Here is a 17,406-nt window from a genome sequence, read left to right on the forward strand (position 1 = left end):
GCACCTTGGCCTTTCTCTTCGTCCTCATCGTCGGCCTGATCGCCGGCACCGTCTCAGGCATCGTCGGCACAGGGTCGTCGATCATGCTGATGCCGGTGCTGGTCTATGCCTATGGGCCGAAGGAAGCCGTGCCGATCATGGCGGTCGCCTCGGTGATGGCGAATTTCTCGCGGATCCTGGCCTGGTGGCGCGAGGTCGACTGGAGGGCCTGCGCGGCCTATTCGGTGACGGGCATTCCGGCCGCCGTGCTGGGCGCGCGCACGCTGCTCGCGCTCCCCTCGCACGCCGTCGATCTCGCCATCGGCATCTTCCTGATCGCGATGGTGCCGGTGCGGCACTGGCTGGCGCGGCACGATCTCAAGGCCAATCTCTGGCATCTGGCGATCGGCGGGGCGATCATCGGCTATCTCACCGGCATCGTGGTCTCGACCGGCCCGCTCAGCGTGCCGCTGTTCCTGTTCTACGGCCTGTCCAAGGGCGCGTTCCTCGCCACCGAAGCGGCCTCCTCACTCGGCCTCTATTTCGCGAAGTCCGTGACCTTCGAACGTTTCGGCGCGCTGACGCAGGATGTCTTCATCAAGGGCCTGATCGCAGGCTCCTCGCTGATGTCGGGCGCCTTCATCGCGAAACGCTTCGTGCTGCATCTCAAGCCGGAAATGTTCCGCCTGGTGATGGACGCGATCATGATCGCTGCGGGCCTCTCCATGCTCTGGAACGCAACGCAGTCGTAATCGCGGTCAGGCGGCGAATTCGGGCGCGATCGACGGGCTGTCGGCGAGGACGCGGCTCGTCTCAGTGGGCACCGCCTGCTTTTCGAGCCATTGCAGCACGGCGTCGAGCGGCTGCGGCCGATGGTAGTGATAACCCTGCCCGAGCATCACGCCCATCTCGCGCATGGCGTCAGCCTGCTCGGGCCGCTCGATGCCTTCCGCGACGAGCGTCAGCCCCAGCGTGCCGGCGAGCGAGGCGATGACGCCGACGATCGCCTTGTCTTCCGCGCTGTCAGGGATCTCGCTGATGAAGGCTTTGTCGATCTTGACCTTGTCGAGCGGGAACCGCCTGAGATGCGCGAGCGAGCTATAGCCGGTGCCGAAATCGTCGAGCGCGATGGTTGCGCCCAGGCGCCGCAGGCGGTGCAGCGTCTCGGAGGCGCTGGCAATGTTGTTGATCAGCGAGCCCTCGGTGATCTCGAGCTCCAGCGACGAGGCCGCAACGTTGAAACGCGCGCAGGTCGCACGCAGCTCGGCAGCGAGCGAATGGTCGGCAAGCTCGGACGGTGGCAGGTTGATCGCGATCCGGATCTGCGGCCTGCCGGCGGACGCCAGTCGCTGCAACGCGCGACAGGCATCGGTCAGCACGTAGCGCGTCAGCCGCGCATTGTTGCCGCTGCGCTCGATCAGCGGCAGGAATTCGCCGGGACCGATCAAGCCAAGTTCGGTATGGCGCCAGCGGATCAGCGCCTCGAGGCCGACAACGGCCTGGCTCCCGAGGTCGACCTGGCTTTGATACCAGACCTCGAACTGCCCCTCGGCGAAGCCTGCGGGAATGGCGAGCTCGAGGTCCCGGCGGCGGCGATAGTCGCGCTGAAGCGCTTCGTCGAGCACAGCGACGGTGCCCGGCGCCTTGCTCTTGGCATGGTAGAGCGCGATGTCGGCGAGCGCCGGCAAATGCGACAGCTCGGGATCGCCGGCGCGGCGCACGGCAAGGCCGATGCTGGCGCGCGGCACGACCTGCTTGTCGTGCAGCCGGATCGGCTCGGAAATCGCATCTAACAGCTGGCGCGCGAACGCCTGGGCGGTCGCTTCATTGCTGACCTCGGGGCGGATGACGACGAATTCGTCACCGCCGAGCCGGGCGACCCAATCCTGCGGTTCGACCGCATCGCGCAGGCGCTCGGAGATGTGCACCAGGAACTTGTCGCCGGCATCATGGCCGAAGGTGTCGTTGATGCCCTTGAAGTCGTCGAGATCGATGAAGCAGAAGGCGATCAGCGAGTCCGGCGAGCCGGCATCGCCGCTCAGGGTCACCAGATGCTCGGACAGCGAGCGGCGATTGGGCAGGCCCGTGAGCGGATCGTGCGCGGCCATGTGCCCGAGCCGGTCGAGCGCGCCCGATGTCGTGTGCTGCATGGCGTTGAAGGCACGCGCGAGCTGGCCGAATTCGTTCGTCGATTTGATGTCGGCCGGATAGGCTCGCCCGTCCTGCTTGCTGCGCTGGATCGCCGACATGATCGCGGTAAGCGGCTTGCCGATGAAGATGTTGGCCGAGATCCGCATCGCGATCAGGGTGGCAAATGTTGCGAGCAGGCCGACCACCAGCAGCAGCAGCAGCCGGCTGCCCGTGTCCGTGTAGACCGTCGCATAGGAATAGGCGATCGCGATACGACCGGCCTGCACGGCGATGTTGCCGTTGCTGTAGCGGATCGGACGCGAGACTTCCGATACCGCTTGGTCCGCCGGCCGCGCCACCACCCGCGCGATCGCGACGCCGGTGTCGTCATAAACGGCCGCCGCGGCAATGGTCTCGTCGTGCATGATCTCGTTGAGGACGCTCGTGACCTGATCGTAGCGCATCTTCCAGAGCGGCTCGGCGATCAGTTCGGCGCGGCTCTCGGCCGTGCGGGCAATGCGCGCGTCGAGCTGCCTGATCTGCGACCAGAAGCTCGATGCCTCGACGCCGGCGGAGGCGAGCAGCTGCACCACCAGCAGCACGGGCACGGTGGCCCAGATCATCGCGCGGACCACCGAGCGCGAGCGCGACGGCGCCGTCGCCTGCTGCTTGCGATCCCGATCGGTCATGTCGTCACCGTTTCGCATCAGTCAGCAGCGCCTTCCGGAAGCGTCAGCGAAGAGATGAGCGCATCGATGGAGAAATCGTACTGGCCGCAGCGCCCTGCCCTCGCCCTGAAGCGCGCGAAATCGATCCGATCGAAGGCGCGCGTCTTGATGAGGTCTCCGACCGAAGCGAGATTGTCGCGCGTGATCGCAGACGTCCTGGCCTCGACGCGGGGCGATGCGGTCGCGAAATCGCAGCCGTCGGCGTAGTCGCGCAGGAGGACGATCGACCAGCCGCCGAGCAGAAAATGTCCGCCATCGGTCATGAGCAGACGGCCCGCCTTGATCTCGCGCAGCGCGTCCTCCGACCAGTTGAGGCCGACCAGCTGGATGTTCCGGCCGGGCGTGAGGCCGGCCGCGACCACCGCGCGAAGCGCGCCGAGCGCCATCGGATCGTTTCCGGCCCAGATGCCGGCAGGCCGGATCTCCTTGCGCGCAGCCCAGCCCAGATAATTCCTGGTGACCTGCTCCGCCTCCGACTGGGTCCAGTTGGCGAACAGCATCCGGTCCACCACCACGTCGGGCGCGGCGTCCACCGCGAGCTTGAGACCGGCGTTACGGGCGATCGAGGCCGGCGTGATCTCGTCGCCGCCGATGCCGAGAATGTGGATCTTGCCGTCCGGGCTCTGCCATTTCTCGGCGCGCGCCACTTTGATCAAGGCATTGGCCATCCTCGCACCCGCGGTCTGGAGATCGGTCGTGATGTCGCCGAGCCAGGTCTTGAGCTTTTGCCGGGGCGGTCCGAGGCGCGCGGCGTCGTCGCCGATCAGCGTGTTCGAGAGCAGCAGCGTCTTGACCCCGGCGGCCTCGGCCGCCTCCAGGATGGGAACGGCAGCGGATTCCTCGTTCGACAGGATGAGGAAGTCCGGCTTGTCGGCGCGTGCCACCACGCCGAAGCCAAGCTCCTGCATGGTGCGGTAATTCCGCTCGCTGGTCAGCACCTCGACATGGACGTCGAGCTTGCGGCCCGCGGCCTGCATGGTCTGCGCGACCATGTCCCAGTAGACCTCGCCGGTCTTGCCGGGGTTGACGAAAACGATATTGAGACGCCCGGCGTCGGCCGCAACGGCGCCGCCAATCGGCATAAGAAGGCCGCAGGCCATGCCCACGGCGAGCATTATCCGCAAGACTACCGTCATTCGTTTCGCCATCCCGTATCGGTTTCGAAACTGGACCCGCGTCCGCTAACATTTGGCAAAGTCCGGAACGGCGCGGCGGCGTAGAGCTAACAAAGGGTGTATCGGCTGCGGTGAATTGGGCTAATGGGGTGACGGCGATCGCCGTCTCGCCCGTCATTCCGTGCTATCAGCAAACCTGAAAACCCCGACTCGCTGTCCCCATGGCCAAGAACACGCTTTCCTTCGTCTGCCAGAACTGCGGCGCGGCCTATAACCGCTGGCAGGGCAAGTGCGAATCCTGCGGCGAGTGGAACACGCTTGCCGAGGAGGACACGACCGGCAGCGTGCCGGTCTCGATCCGCTCCAAGCGCAAGGGACGGACGTTTGCGCTGGAGAGCCTGTCGGGGAAGACCCAGGACGCTCCTCGCCTGTCCTCAGGCATGACCGAGCTCGACCGCGTCACCGGTGGCGGCTTCGTCCGCGGCTCGGTGCTGCTGGTCGGCGGCGATCCCGGCATCGGCAAGTCGACACTGCTGACGCAGGCCACCAGCATGATGGCGCGCGCCGGCCACCGCATCGTCTACATCTCCGGCGAAGAGGCGGTCGCCCAGGTGCGCCTGCGCGCCGAGCGGCTCGGGCTGTCGGATGCGCCGGTGCAGCTCGCCGCCGAGACTTCGGTCGAGGACATCGTCTCGACGCTGTCGGAAGGCGCGGTGCCGCGGCTGATCGTGATCGACTCGATCCAGACCATGTGGACCGACACGGTGGAATCCGCGCCCGGCACGGTCACCCAGGTGCGCGCCTCGGCGCAAGCGCTGATCCGCTTCGCCAAGAAGACGGGTGCTGCCATCATCCTTGTCGGCCATGTCACCAAGGACGGCCAGATCGCCGGCCCCCGCGTGGTCGAGCACATGGTCGATGCGGTGCTGTCCTTCGAGGGCGAAGGCTCGCAGCAATTCCGCATCCTGCGCGCCGTGAAGAACCGCTTCGGCCCGACCGACGAGATCGGCGTGTTCGAGATGACCGGCCTTGGCCTGCGCGAGGTCACCAATCCCTCCGAGCTGTTCCTGTCCGAGCGCGATCTCGGCACGCCCGGCACCGCAGTCTTCGCGGGCATCGAGGGTACGAGGCCCGTTCTGGTCGAATTGCAGGCCTTGGTGGCCCCCACCTCGCTCGGCACCCCGCGCCGGGCCGTGGTCGGCTGGGATCAGAGCAGGCTCTCCATGGTGCTGGCAGTGCTGGAGGCCCATTGCGGGGTCAAGCTGTCCGGCCACGACGTCTATCTGAACGTCGCGGGCGGCCTGCGCATCCACGAGCCGGCGGCCGATATGGCCGCCGCGGCCGCACTGGTTTCATCCCTGGTTAATGCGCAGTTACCCACCGATGCCGTCTATTTTGGCGAGATTTCGCTCTCCGGCGTCATCCGCCCGGTGGCGCAAACCCCGGCCCGGCTCAAGGAAGCCGTCAAGCTCGGCTTCAAGCGCGCCGTGCTGCCCGAATCGGCCCGGGGCGGCGATGCTGGCGGCGACGCCGGACTGTCCCTGAACGCGATCAACAGCCTGACGACACTGGTGGCCGAGATCGCGGCCCGGGGCTCCCGCCGCGGCGAACAGAGCGCTTCGGCGGAGAAAAATGCCACACCGGCAAGATTCCGCCGTGGAGAGGGTTAGGTGGAGGTGACGTCCTCCGCCCCCACCGCTATACAGCCGTCACAAAAGCAGCATGGGATTGCGTGGTTGCGGCCTTGCCGGGAACGCCGTCTGGCCCTCACTTAGGGCCACGGCCAAACACCGATTCGCTGAGCACCTTTGAAGTACGAGCGGACCCGACCAGCCGATGCCAGTAACACTCCTCGACCTGATCCTGCTCGGTGTGATGCTGATCTCGGGCCTGCTCGCGATGGTCCGCGGCTTCATGCGTGAAATCCTGTCGATCGCGGCCTGGGGCGCCGCGGCGATCGTGACGCTGTACTCGTTCTCGAAGCTGCTGCCGACCGCAAAGACCTATTTCAACAACGACACGGTGGCGAGCGTCGTCGTGGTCGCCGGTGTGTTCGTCGGCACCCTGGTCGTGGTCTCCGTGATCACGGTCCGGATCTCCGACATGATCCTGGATTCGCGCATCGGCGCGCTGGACCGCACTCTGGGCTTCCTGTTTGGCCTCGCTCGCGGGCTTTTGATCGTCGTGGTCGCGTTCCTGTTCTTCACCTGGCTGGTGCCGGACAAGCAGCGCCCGGACTGGGTCACGGGGGCCAAATCCCGCGTGGTGCTCCAGGGAACCGGGGATTGGCTGATGGCCCTCTTGCCTGACGACCCCGAGAACACCATCTTGAAGAGATTCAAGAAAAACAAACCAGATGATGATCAAGCTGATTCCGAACCGCAGCCTTCGGGCACTGGCGACGGATACAGTAAACCTGCTCGTGACAGCCTCAAGAAGCTGATCGAGAAACCTGCGGCGCGTTGATTAGGCCCTAAAAGAGAGGCGCGGACGAGATGCGACACCCTGACCAGGACGCCCAACTTGATCTCGGCCCAGCCGCGCTAGAGCTTCAGGACGACCTGGAGGGCGATACGCTCCGCGAGGAATGCGGCGTCTTCGGCATCTATGGCCACCCTGACGCCGCGGCCATCACCGCGCTCGGCCTCCACGCCCTCCAGCATCGCGGCCAGGAGGCCGCCGGCATCGTCTCCTACGACGGCAGCCGCTTTCACTCGGAACGCCGCCTCGGCCTCGTCGGCGACACCTTCTCCCGCCGCGAGGTGATCGACCGCCTGCCCGGCAATATGGCCGTCGGCCATGTCCGCTACTCCACCACCGGCGCCACCATCCTGCGCAACGTGCAGCCGCTGTTCGCCGAGCTCAATGCCGGCGGCCTTGCGGTCGCCCACAACGGCAACCTCACCAACGGCCTGACGCTGCGCCGCGAGCTCGTGAAGAACGGCGCGATGATGCAGTCGACCACCGACACCGAGGTGATCCTGCATCTCGTCGCGCGCTCCAGGCGCAGCCGTTTCATCGAACGCTACATCGACGCCCTGCGCGAGATCGAGGGCGCCTATGCGCTGGTTTCGCTGACCAACAAGAAGCTGGTCGGCGCGCGCGATCCGCGCGGCATCCGCCCGCTGGTGCTCGGCGAGCTCGACGGTTGCCCGATCCTGACCTCGGAGACCTGCGCGCTCGACATCATCGGCGCGCGCTTCATTCGCGACATCGAGCCCGGCGAAGTCATCGTGTTCGACGAGAACGGCCAGGACATCCACAAGCCGTTCCCACCGATGGCGCCACGCCCCTGCATCTTCGAATACATCTATTTCTCCCGTCCGGACTCCATCGTTCACGGCCGCTCGGTCTACGAAGTGCGCAAGGCCTTTGGTGCGCAGCTCGCGCGCGAGAGCCATGTGCCGATCGACGTCGTCGTGCCGGTGCCGGATTCCGGCGTACCCGCCGCGGTCGGCTACAGCCAGCATTCCGGCGTGCCGTTCGAGCTCGGCATCATCCGCAACCACTATGTCGGCCGCACCTTCATCCAGCCGACGCAGGCGATCCGCGAGTCCGGCGTGCGCATGAAGCATTCGGCCAACCGCGCCGCGATCGAAGGCAAGCGCATCATCCTGATCGACGACTCGCTGGTGCGCGGTACCACCTCGAAGAAGATCGTGCGCATGATGCGCGATGCCGGCGCCAAGGAAGTCCATTTCCGCCTCGCCTCGCCGCCGATCCTCTATCCCGATTATTACGGCATCGACCTGCCGGATCGCGGCGGCCTCCTGGCCGCGACGCATTCGCTGGAGGAGATGCGCGAGATCATCGGCGCCGACTCGCTCGCCTTCCTGTCGATCGACGGCATGTATCGCGCCATGGGCGAGCCCGGCCGCGACCCCGCCAATCCGAAATTCTCGGATCATTGCTTCACCGGGGCGTATCCGACCCACCTCACCGACCAGACCCAGACCGAGCAGCAGCCGCGGCAATTGTCGCTGCTGGCGGAAGCGAGCTGACGAAAGACCGCGACGATGCAGCTGGCCATCGCCATTCTCTGCGGAGGGCTTTTGGTCGGCTTCATCGTCTTGCCTTCAGGCAGGGCATGAAGGTGCCGCCTGACAGCTCGGGGAACGGCCCGAACAATAGTACCAATATCCAGTAGGGCTGCGGCGGGAGCGCGAGGGCAGAAATTCCGGGCTTGTCCCGGCCATCCACGCCTGTAAAACCCCGCCATGACAAATCCCCTCGCCAACCGCATCGCTCTCGTCACCGGCGCCTCGCGCGGCATCGGCTTTGCCACGGCCAAGGCGCTGGCCAAGGCCGGCGCGCATATCGTTGCGACGGCGCGCACGCAGGGCGGGCTCGAAGAGCTCGATGACGAGATCCGGAAAGACGGCGGCAGCGCCACGCTGGTGCCGCTCAATCTCACCGATTCCGACGGCATCGCGCGGCTCGGCGCCGGCCTGCACGAGCGCTACGGCAAGCTCGACATCCTCGTCGGCAATGCCGGCGTGCTCGGCCCCTCCTCGCCGGTCGGCCACATCGAACTGAAAACTTTCACCGACGTGATGGCGGTCAACGTCTCGGCGAACTTCCAGCTGATCCGCTGCATGGAGCCGCTGCTGAGGCAGTCCGATGCCGGCCGGGCCGTGTTCATCACCTCGGGCGCCGCCAACAAGGCCACCGCCTATGTCAGCCCCTACGCCGCCTCCAAGGCCGCGCTGGAAACGCTGGCCCGCGCCTGGGCGCAGGAAACCGCGAACACGCCGCTCCGTGTCAACCTGTTCAACCCGGGCCCGATCCGCACCCGCATGCGGGCCACGTTGATGCCGGGCGAAGATCCGGCGACGCTGGAGACACCCGAGCAGGTCGCCGAATTCATCGTCCCGATGTGCGCGCCTGACTGGACCGAAACCGGCAAGTTCTACGACTACAAGACCCGCACACTGATGAGCTTCCGCTCGCCGGCCTGATTGACTCGCGTGCCTCCCCGCGATTGACTGCCCGCGCTCAAGCGGCAGCAAGCCGCAAGCCAAAAAAGGGAGGTTGCCATGGCGCCGTGGCATGATCGCGCAGGGCTTGTCTGTACAAGGCTCGGCCGTGCGCTCGTACGAGTCTCTCACGCCTTCTCCATCCTTATTGCAGCCATCGCGTTCGTGCTTCCAGGCACGGCGACTGCGGGTGACGTCCCGACCTTCGCGGTCGATGCCTCCTGGCCAAAACAGCTGCCGAACAACTGGATCCTCGGCCAGGTCGGCGGCATCACCGTCGACTGGCAGGGCCATATCTGGGTGATCCATCGCCCGCGCTCGCTCACCGATGACGAGAAAGGCGCGAGCCTCAACCCGCCGCGCTCGAAGTGCTGCGTCTCGGCGCCGCCCGTGCTCGAATTCGACACCGACGGCAATCTGCTGCGGTCGTGGGGCGGTCCGGGCGAAGGCTATGAATGGGTCGGCCGCGAGCACGGCATCGAGGTCGACGAGCGCGGCTTCGTCTGGGTCGGCGGCAACGCCGACAACGACAATGCCATTTTGAAATTCACGCTCGACGGCAAGTTCGTCGCCCAGATCGGAAAGATCGCGCCGAGCCTCGGCAGCAACGACACCACGCAGCTCGGCAAGCCCGCCGAAACCGCGATCGACAAGGCGGCGAACGAAATCTACGTCGCCGACGGTTATGGCAACCGCCGCGTCATCGTGTTCGATGCGACGACGCTCGCTTACAAGCGGCACTGGGGCGCCTATGGCAACAAGCCCGATGACAACAAGCAGGCGGCGTATGATCCCAAGGCGCCCGTCTCCCAACAATTCGGAAATCCCGTCCATTGCGTGAAGCTCGCCAATGACGGTCTCGTCTACGTCTGCGACCGCATCAACAATCGCATCCAGGTGTTCAAAAAGGATGGCACCTTCGTGAAGGAGTTCTTCTTCGAGAAGAACACCCTCGGCAACGGCGCGGTGTGGGACGTCGCGATCTGGCCCGATCCGAAGCAGACCTATTTGCTCAGCGCCGACGGCGAGAACAACGAGATCCGGGTGATCAAGCGCGAGGACGGCAGCGTGGTCGGCAGCTTCGGCCACAACGGCCGCAATGCCGGGCAGTTCCACTGGGTGCATGCCATGGCGATAGACGCCAAGGGTAACGTCTATACCGCCGAGGTCGACACCGGTAAGCGCATCCAGAAATTCAAGCTGACCTCGGACGCGCTCAAATAGCGTCTCAACACACTTTGCCCAAAGGTTAACCGACGGATGACGCTACGCCGCAGCGTCATCCGGCTTTAGGCGCATTGCCGCCAGCCGTGGGACACGGTAGAGCGATCAGCCGGAACAAGGCTCCGCAAGAGAGCCGTCCGCATATTGAAAATGGAGGAGACCTTTTATGACGACGACGCTCGCGCGCCGCTATGCGGCCCTTCTGGCCTGTGCCGCCTTCGGTTTTGCAACATCCGCTTACGCGCAGGACAAGACCGTCAAGATCGGCGTCTTGAATGACATGTCGAGCCTCTATGCCGATATCGGCGGCCCGAACTCCGTGGTCGCGATCAAGATGGCCGTCGAGGATTCCGGCCTGCTCAAGAAGGGCTGGAAGATCGACGTTCTGAGCGGCGATCACCAGAACAAGCCGGACGTCGGCGTCAATATCGCTCGGCAGTGGATCGACAACGAGAAGGTCGATGCGATCGCTGATACGCCGAACTCCGGCGTCGCGCTTGCGGTCAGCAACCTCGTCAAGGAAAAGAATTCGGTGCTGCTGAATTCCGGCGCCGCCTCTGCCGACTTGACCGGCAAGGCCTGCACGCCGAACACGATCTCCTACACTTACGACACCTACATGCTCGCCAACGGCACCGGCAAGGCGCTGACCAAGGCCGGCGGCGACACCTGGTTCTTTCTTACCGCGGATTATGCCTTCGGCCACGCGCTGGAGCGCGACACCACGGCCGTCGTGACGGCGAACGGCGGCAAGGTGCTGGGCAGCGTCAAGCACCCGATCAACAGCTCCGACTTCTCGTCCTTCCTGCTGCAGGCCCAATCGTCCAAGGCCAAGGTGGTCGGCCTCGCCAATGCCGGCGGCGACACCACGAACTCGATCAAGCAGGCGGCCGAATTCGGCATCGTATCGGGCGGCCAGAAGCTCGCGGCGCTGCTGCTGTTCATCAACGACGTGCATTCGCTGGGGCTAAAGACCGCGCACGGCCTGACCTTCACCGAGTCCTTCTACTGGGACATGAACGAGCAGACCCGGGCCTGGTCGAAGCGCTTCGCAGCCCTGGCCAGCAAGAATGCGATGCCGTCGATGACCCAGGCCGGCAACTACGCGATGGTGCTGCACTATCTCAAGGCGATGGAAGCGCTCGGCGGCAACCCGCATGACGGCGCCAAGGTCGTCGCCAAGATGAAGGAGCTGCCGACCGACGATCCGCTGTTCGGCAATGGCCCGCTGCGCCAGGACGGACGCCGTCTCATCCCGGCCTATCTGTTCGAGGTGAAGAAGCCCGAGGAGTCGAAGGGTCCGTGGGACTACTACAAGCAGATCGCCACGATCGCGGCGGAAGACGCGGCCAAGCCGCTCAAGGACAGCGAGTGTCCGCTGGTGAAGAAGTAAGAGAGTCGACGCTGCCTAGGGTGGGCAAAGGCGCGTAAGCGCCGTGCCCACCTTCTCTCCGCGAGTTGACGAAGTAGCGGTGGGCACGCTTCGCTTTGCCCACCCTGCGATACTACGAGACCGTCTTCGTGGCAGATAGCGACCGCATCGCGATCGCGACACATACCACCATCAATACCGCCGCAAGCAGGAACGGCGCGCCGGGCAGATGCCACGGCGCGCTGGCGCCGATGAAATAGGAAAACGTCAGCGTGAACAGGAACGGCCCGACGAGCTGCGAGACGCTCTGCACGCTCGCGGTCGCGCCCTGCAACTGGCCCTGCTGATCGGGCGCGACCAGTCGCGTCATCAGCGATTGCATGGCGGCACCCGAGATGCCCCACAGCGACATCACGGGAATGCCGATCCAGAACAGCGGGCCGGTCGGCGCCGCGCCGAAGATCACGAAGCCGATCGCGCCACAGCACAGACCGAGCACCAGCGCATTCCGCTCGCCGAGCACGCGCACAATCGGGCCGATGGCGAGCCCCTGCACCACCATGGCGCAGATGCCGACCATCGCGAGCGTCAGACCCACGGTCTTGGAATCCCAGCCGTAGCGATAGGTCGCATAGAGCACGAAAGTCGAGGGCAGCACGACATGCGCGACCTGTGCGATGAAGTTGACGATGGATAACGCGGCCAGCGCCGCGTTGGACCGCAGCAAGTGCAGCGCTCCGATCGGATTGGCGCTGGTCCAGCGGAACGGCGCGCGCCGCTCCGGCGCCAGCGATTCCGGCAGGACGAAGAGCCCATAGAGCGCATTGGCAAAGCTCAAAGCCGCCGACGCCCAGAACGGCAGCCGCGGATCGATATCGCCGAGCAGGCCGCCGAGCGCCGGGCCCAGGATGAAGCCGGCGCCGAAGGCAGCTCCAATCCTGCCGAAGACGGCCGCGCGCCGCTCCGGCGGCGTGATGTCGGCGATATAGGCAAAGGCGGTCGAAATGCTCGCCGAGGTGATGCCCGAGATCACGCGGCCGATGAACAACCAGAGCAGCGACGGCGCGAGCGCCATCAGCACATAGTCGGCGGCGAGCCCGAAATTCGACAGCAGCACCACCGGCCGCCGTCCGAAGCGATCCGACAGCGCGCCGAGCACCGGCGAGAACACGAACTGCATCAGCGCCCAGGCGGTGCCGAACAGGCCGAAGATGCGGGCCGCATGCGCGGTGTCGTTGTCGACGAAGCTCTCGATCAGCTTCGGCAGGATCGGCATGATCACGCCGAGCGCGAGCATGTCGAGCAGGATGGTGACGAAGATGAAGGCGACCGCGCCGCGCCGGACCGGCGCAGCGCCCTGCGCCGTCGCCTCGCCGGCATCGTTGCTCACGACGGCCGCTTGCGCTTGTGGGCAAAGGGGTTGGCCTTTTCGCGCAAGGTGATGCGCACCGGCGTACCCGGCAGCTCAAAGGTCTCGCGCATGGAATTGGTCAGGTAGCGCAAATAGGACTGTGGCACCGCGTCCGCGCGCGAGCAGAACAGCACGAAGCTCGGCGGACGCGCCTTGTTCTGCGTGATGTAATTCAGCTTGAGCCGTCGGCCGGACACCGCCGGCGGCGGATTGGCCTGCACGGCCTGCTCGAACCAGCGATTGAGCGCGGATGTCGGCACGCGCCTGTTCCAGACCGCGTAGGCGTTCTGGATCGCCTGCATCAGACGATCGATGCCCTCGCCCATCAGACCTGATACGGCGACGATCGGCACGCCCTTGATCTGCGGCAGCGAATGGTCGGCATCCCGGCGCAGGCCCGAGATGGCGCCGCCGCCCTTGGTCTCCATCAGATCCCACTTGTTGACGGCTAGCACGACCGCGCGGCCCTCGCGCTCGATCAGATCGGCGATGCGCAGGTCCTGCTCCTCGAAGCGGTTCTGCGTGTCCATCATCATCACGACGACTTCGGCAAAGCGCACCGCGCGCAACGCGTCGGCGACCGAGAGCTTCTCCAGCTTTTCCTCGATGCGCGAGCGACGGCGCAGGCCTGCGGTATCGAACACGCGAAAATCGCGGCCCTTCCAGTTGATCTCGACCGCGATGGAATCGCGCGTGGTGCCGGCCTCCGGGCTCGTCAGCAGGCGCTCCTCGCCGAGCAGATGATTGATCAGCGTCGACTTGCCGGCATTGGGCCGGCCGACGATGGCGACGCGGATCGGACGCGTCGCGGCCTCCTCCTCGGTCAGCGGCTCGTCGTCCTCGGCTTCATCTTCCTCGACAGGCTCCGGCATCAACTCGCGGAGGGCGTCATACAGCTCGCCCATGCCTTCGCCGTGCTCGGCCGAGACCTGAATGGGATCGCCGAGGCCGAGCGCAAAGGCCTCCATCGCGCCGGCATCGCCGTGCTTGCCTTCGCTCTTGTTGGCGACCAGCAGTACCGGCTTGTCGGCCTTGCGGGCGAAATCGGCGAAGGCGCGATCGGTGGGCGTCAGGCCGATGCGGGCGTCGATGACGAAGAACAGCGCGTCGGCCTGTGCGATCGCGGCCTCGGTCTGCTCCTGCATGCGCGCGGTCAGCGAGCCCTTGGCGCCCTCGTCGAGGCCGGCGGTGTCGATGATGGTGAATTCGAGGTCGCCGAGCCTGGCCTCGCCTTCGCGGCGGTCGCGGGTAACACCCGGCAGGTCATCGACGAGCGCGAGCTTCTGCCCAACCAGGCGGTTGAACAGCGTCGATTTGCCGACATTGGGCCGGCCGATAATAGCAATCGTGAAGGACATCGGTCATTCGTGCGCTGCGAAGGCCGCGCCTGTCAATGTAATGAAGGGATCAGCGCGAAAAGCTGCCGCTCGGCATCGGTGCCGGGAAAGCTCCCTGCGATTGCTGCTGGGTGGTCTGGGTCGGTTGCGCCTGCTGGACGGGTTGATCCGGCGGCGGGGCGGTGGTGCGCTTGCGCACGATCTTCTGCTTGGGCGGCGGAGCGGCCGTGGGCGGCGCGGCCTCGGGCTGGGCCTCGCCGTCAACCTCGCCCGCCGGCGCCTCAGCGGGCGCTGTCGCGGCACTGGCAGGCTGTTTAGTCTTCTTCGCCTTGGCACCCTTCGCCGGCTTGGCCTCGGGCGGCGGCTCGGCGGGCAGAGCCGCGACGGCCGGTGCATTCGGATCCGGCTGCTGCTGTGCTGCGCCCTTGTACATCTCCCGCGGCACGCCCTGCTCGAGGCCCGGAACGCCCTCCGGGAAGACCGGCTTGCGGTCGCCCGGCAGCTTCTTCTTGGTGTCGAGGAAGTCGAGCATGTCGCTTGGATCGAAGCTGGAGCAGCCGCCCAGGACGCCTGTGAAGGCGATCAGGACGGCGGCTGCGATCAAGCGTGGCGTGCGGCGCATCTTGTGTCTCGTCTACGTCAGAGAGCCCGAAGGTCAGCTCTTGGTCAGCTTTTGGCGACGGGCGGCAGCAGGGCCTGGAGCGCCTCGGCGCGTGAGCGCAAACCGGGCGGCGTTTCGCCGTCCTCGGCAATCGCGTCGAGCCATTTGCGGGCCGCGGTCATGTCGTTGTTGCGCCAGGCCGACAGCGCCAGCAACTCGCGGGCGCTATGGCGGAACGTGGATTTGGGCGCGGCGGAGGACTCCAGCCGCTGCTGCATGTCGGCATAGGACGCGCTGTCGACCAGCAAGCCGGCGGCGCGGAGCTTCGCCAGATCCTGCCACTCACCACCGATGCTGCGATCGGCGGCGATGTCGTCAAACATCTTGGCGGCCGCCTTGGGATCGCGGGGCGCTGCCTCGGCCGCGGCACGTAGCCGCGCCAGGGTGCGATAACCCGAGGGAGCCTTGGCGGCGAGCGCGGTGAAGGCGGCCTCGGCCTCCGCGTGCTTGTCCTGGTCGGACAGCTCAGCGGCCTTCTCGAAGGCGGCGCCGGCCTCGGCGGCCTTTTTGCCCTCCAGATACTGGTAGCCGCGCCAGCCACCGACGGCAGCCACGATCAGCACCATCAAGGCGATGAAGACAATCGAATATTTGTCCCACAGCTTCTTGAGCTGTTCGCGACGTACTTCCTCGTCGACTTCGTCAAATAATTCAGACACTTATGCTAATCCCATGCCCGTCCGGGTGCGCGCGCCAATGCGTTCGCGTCAGGAATCCCGTCCCCCACGTGGCGGCGGGGTACCCTAACGATATGGCGGTGGCAAGGCAAAGCGAGCCCAATCAAGGCGTTAACCACCCGGGATACCCCGGAGCCGGCCTGCCCAGCTCAGGTTCCCAGGAGCTCCCGCAGCTGCCGCTTCAGAACCTTGCCGTTGGCATTGCGCGGCAGCGGCTCGGGGGTGATCGCCATGGTTTCGGGGACCTTGTAGTCGGACAGCCGCTTCGCGCACCAGGCGCGCAAGGCCTCGCCGGTCACCGGCGCGCGCGTCACCACCACGGCGTGGACGCGCTCGCCCAGCACCGGGCAGGCCTTGGCAATGATCGCGCTCTCGACCACGGCGGGGTGGCCGGCCAGCACGGACTCGACCTCGGCCGAATAGATCTTCAGGCCGCCGCGATTGATCATGTCCTTCTGCCGGTCGAACACGCGGACAAACCCCTCCGCATCGACCGAGCCGAGATCGCCGGAATGCCAGAATCCGCCCGTGAAGCTTTCGGCCGTCGCCTTCGGGTTATTCCAGTAGCCCTTGATGACGGAGGCGCTCTGGATCCAGAGCTCGCCGATCTCGCCAGGGGGCAGCTCGCGCCCGTCCGCCCCCATCGCGACGATGCGGGCACCAGGACACGGCAGGCCGACACTGTCGATGTGGCTTCCAGTCAGCTCGCCCGGCATGATCGTCGAGGGCGATGTCGTCTCGGTCGAGCCGTAGCAGTTCGCGAGCTTCAGGCCGGGAATCGTCGCCTTGAGCTTCTCGATGGTCGCGACCGGCATCGGCGCGCCGCCAAAGCCACCGATGCGCCAGCTCGAGAGATCGTAGCCCTCGAAATTGGGCTGGAGCAGGCAGAGATTGTACATCGCCGGCACCATCACCGTGTAGGTGACGCGCTCGCGCGCGGCGAGCTTGAGATAATCGGCAGCCTTGAACTCCGGCATGATGATCAGCGCGCCGCCGCAGCGGATCATCGTCGTGATGTTGGCGACGACGCCGGTGACGTGGCCGAGCGGCACTGCCGCGATCGAGCGGTCCGCTTCCGTCAATTGCAGGCAGGAGACGAACACCATCGAGGAATGGACGATGTTGCAATGGGCGAGCATCGCGCCCTTCGGCTTGCCCGTCGTGCCCGAGGTGTAGAGGATCATCGCGGTGTCCTCCTCGCCGATCTCGACCGGCGCCGATGCCGGGACGTTGTCGGCGAGCACGGCGAAACGCGACAGGGCCTGATTGCTGTCGACGGCGATGCGGTGGATGACAGCGGGGACGTCGAGCGCATCGGGCAGCCGCCCGGTGAGCCCTGCTTCATGGATCAGGATCTTGGCGCCGCAATCGGCGAGGACATAGGCGATCTCGGGCTTCTGCTGGCGCGTGCCGAGCAGCACCGTCACCAGCCCCTCATGCGCGGCGGCAAACAGCAGCAGCGGAAATTCGATACGATTGCCGAGCAGGATCGCGACCCGGTCGCCGCGCTGCAGACCGAGCTTGCGAAAGCCCGCCGCGATCCGCGCTGCCTGCTCCACCGCCTGTCGCCAGCTCAACCGGACATCGCCTGCGATCAGCGCTTCGCCGTCCGGATTGCGGGCGCAGGCGTCCGCGATCATCGCCCACAGGCTCGCCGGCCGGTCGCAGAAGGCCGGCACCACCCGATCGCCGAAGCGCGCCTCGAACCGCATCGGCGGGATCTGAGATTGCGACCAGTCCATCGGGATGCCCTCGGCTGTTGCTTGTCACGTTCCGCGCACGGCTGCGCGGAACCG

14 protein-coding genes are annotated in these 17,406 nt (G+C 66.0%); 7 read left to right on the forward strand and 7 right to left on the reverse strand.

Translation table 11 applies throughout. From position 1 onward, the window contains the following. Positions 1-5: 5 nt before the first annotated feature. Complete coding sequence (locus AB7290_RS24655) at positions 6-731, forward strand: sulfite exporter TauE/SafE family protein (protein WP_354075950.1); 726 nt, start codon at positions 6-8, stop codon at positions 729-731. A gap of 6 nt (positions 732-737) precedes the next feature. Here AB7290_RS24655 and AB7290_RS24660 read toward each other — a convergent pair whose 3' ends face one another. Then, entirely contained in the window at positions 738-2,816 is a 2,079-nt protein-coding gene (locus tag AB7290_RS24660) for a putative bifunctional diguanylate cyclase/phosphodiesterase (RefSeq protein ID WP_085402832.1), read from the reverse strand. Further along, on the reverse strand, positions 2,816-3,973 hold the full coding sequence (locus AB7290_RS24665) for an ABC transporter substrate-binding protein (protein ID WP_245344182.1): 1,158 nt from the start codon (positions 3,971-3,973) through the stop codon (positions 2,816-2,818). Before AB7290_RS24665 ends, AB7290_RS24660 begins: the two co-directional genes overlap by 1 nt. Positions 3,974-4,173: 200 nt before the next feature. Here AB7290_RS24665 and radA point away from each other — a divergent pair, with 200 nt between their 5' ends. The 6 genes from radA (at position 4,174) to AB7290_RS24695 (ending at position 11,545) form a co-directional block, all read left to right on the forward strand. Next, on the forward strand, positions 4,174-5,622 hold the full coding sequence (gene radA / locus AB7290_RS24670) for a DNA repair protein RadA (RefSeq protein WP_085402830.1): 1,449 nt from the start codon (positions 4,174-4,176) through the stop codon (positions 5,620-5,622). 166 nt (positions 5,623-5,788) lie between these two features. Beyond that, positions 5,789-6,418 (forward strand): CvpA family protein, encoded by a 630-nt coding sequence (locus tag AB7290_RS24675; protein WP_063983720.1) that lies wholly within the window; start codon positions 5,789-5,791, stop codon positions 6,416-6,418. A gap of 29 nt (positions 6,419-6,447) precedes the next feature. Then, complete coding sequence (gene purF, locus AB7290_RS24680) at positions 6,448-7,953, forward strand: amidophosphoribosyltransferase (RefSeq protein WP_063983721.1); 1,506 nt, start codon at positions 6,448-6,450, stop codon at positions 7,951-7,953. A gap of 216 nt (positions 7,954-8,169) precedes the next feature. Next, a complete protein-coding gene (locus AB7290_RS24685; protein ID WP_085402829.1) occupies positions 8,170-8,910 on the forward strand; it encodes an SDR family NAD(P)-dependent oxidoreductase in 741 nt (246 codons plus the stop codon). A gap of 78 nt (positions 8,911-8,988) precedes the next feature. Beyond that, positions 8,989-10,152: a hypothetical protein gene (locus AB7290_RS24690; RefSeq protein ID WP_085402828.1), complete on the forward strand. Its 1,164-nt coding sequence runs from the start codon at positions 8,989-8,991 to the stop codon at positions 10,150-10,152. 166 nt (positions 10,153-10,318) lie between these two features. After that, a complete protein-coding gene (locus AB7290_RS24695; RefSeq protein WP_063983724.1) occupies positions 10,319-11,545 on the forward strand; it encodes an ABC transporter substrate-binding protein in 1,227 nt (408 codons plus the stop codon). 112 nt (positions 11,546-11,657) lie between these two features. On the opposite strand, the gene AB7290_RS24700 is transcribed toward AB7290_RS24695, so the two are convergent. From AB7290_RS24700 to AB7290_RS24720, 5 genes are all read right to left on the reverse strand, one after another. After that, positions 11,658-12,914, reverse strand: coding sequence for a TCR/Tet family MFS transporter (locus tag AB7290_RS24700; RefSeq protein ID WP_085402827.1), 1,257 nt, complete (start codon positions 12,912-12,914; stop codon positions 11,658-11,660). Next, on the reverse strand, positions 12,911-14,293 hold the full coding sequence (gene der, locus AB7290_RS24705) for a ribosome biogenesis GTPase Der (protein WP_085402826.1): 1,383 nt from the start codon (positions 14,291-14,293) through the stop codon (positions 12,911-12,913). Before der ends, AB7290_RS24700 begins: the two co-directional genes overlap by 4 nt. Before the next feature lie 49 nt (positions 14,294-14,342). Continuing rightward, positions 14,343-14,894, reverse strand: coding sequence for a hypothetical protein (locus tag AB7290_RS24710; RefSeq protein ID WP_085402825.1), 552 nt, complete (start codon positions 14,892-14,894; stop codon positions 14,343-14,345). A gap of 44 nt (positions 14,895-14,938) precedes the next feature. Then, on the reverse strand, positions 14,939-15,592 hold the full coding sequence (locus AB7290_RS24715; protein WP_085402824.1) for a tetratricopeptide repeat protein: 654 nt from the start codon (positions 15,590-15,592) through the stop codon (positions 14,939-14,941). 167 nt (positions 15,593-15,759) lie between these two features. Next, positions 15,760-17,352, reverse strand: a complete 1,593-nt coding sequence (locus AB7290_RS24720) for a class I adenylate-forming enzyme family protein (protein ID WP_085402823.1) — start codon at positions 17,350-17,352, stop codon at positions 15,760-15,762. Positions 17,353-17,406: the final 54 nt, after the last annotated feature.

This window comes from Bradyrhizobium sp. 613_E4_N2_2 (assembly GCF_052075995.1).
In the GTDB taxonomy this organism is placed as follows: domain Bacteria; phylum Pseudomonadota; class Alphaproteobacteria; order Rhizobiales; family Xanthobacteraceae; genus Bradyrhizobium; species Bradyrhizobium barranii.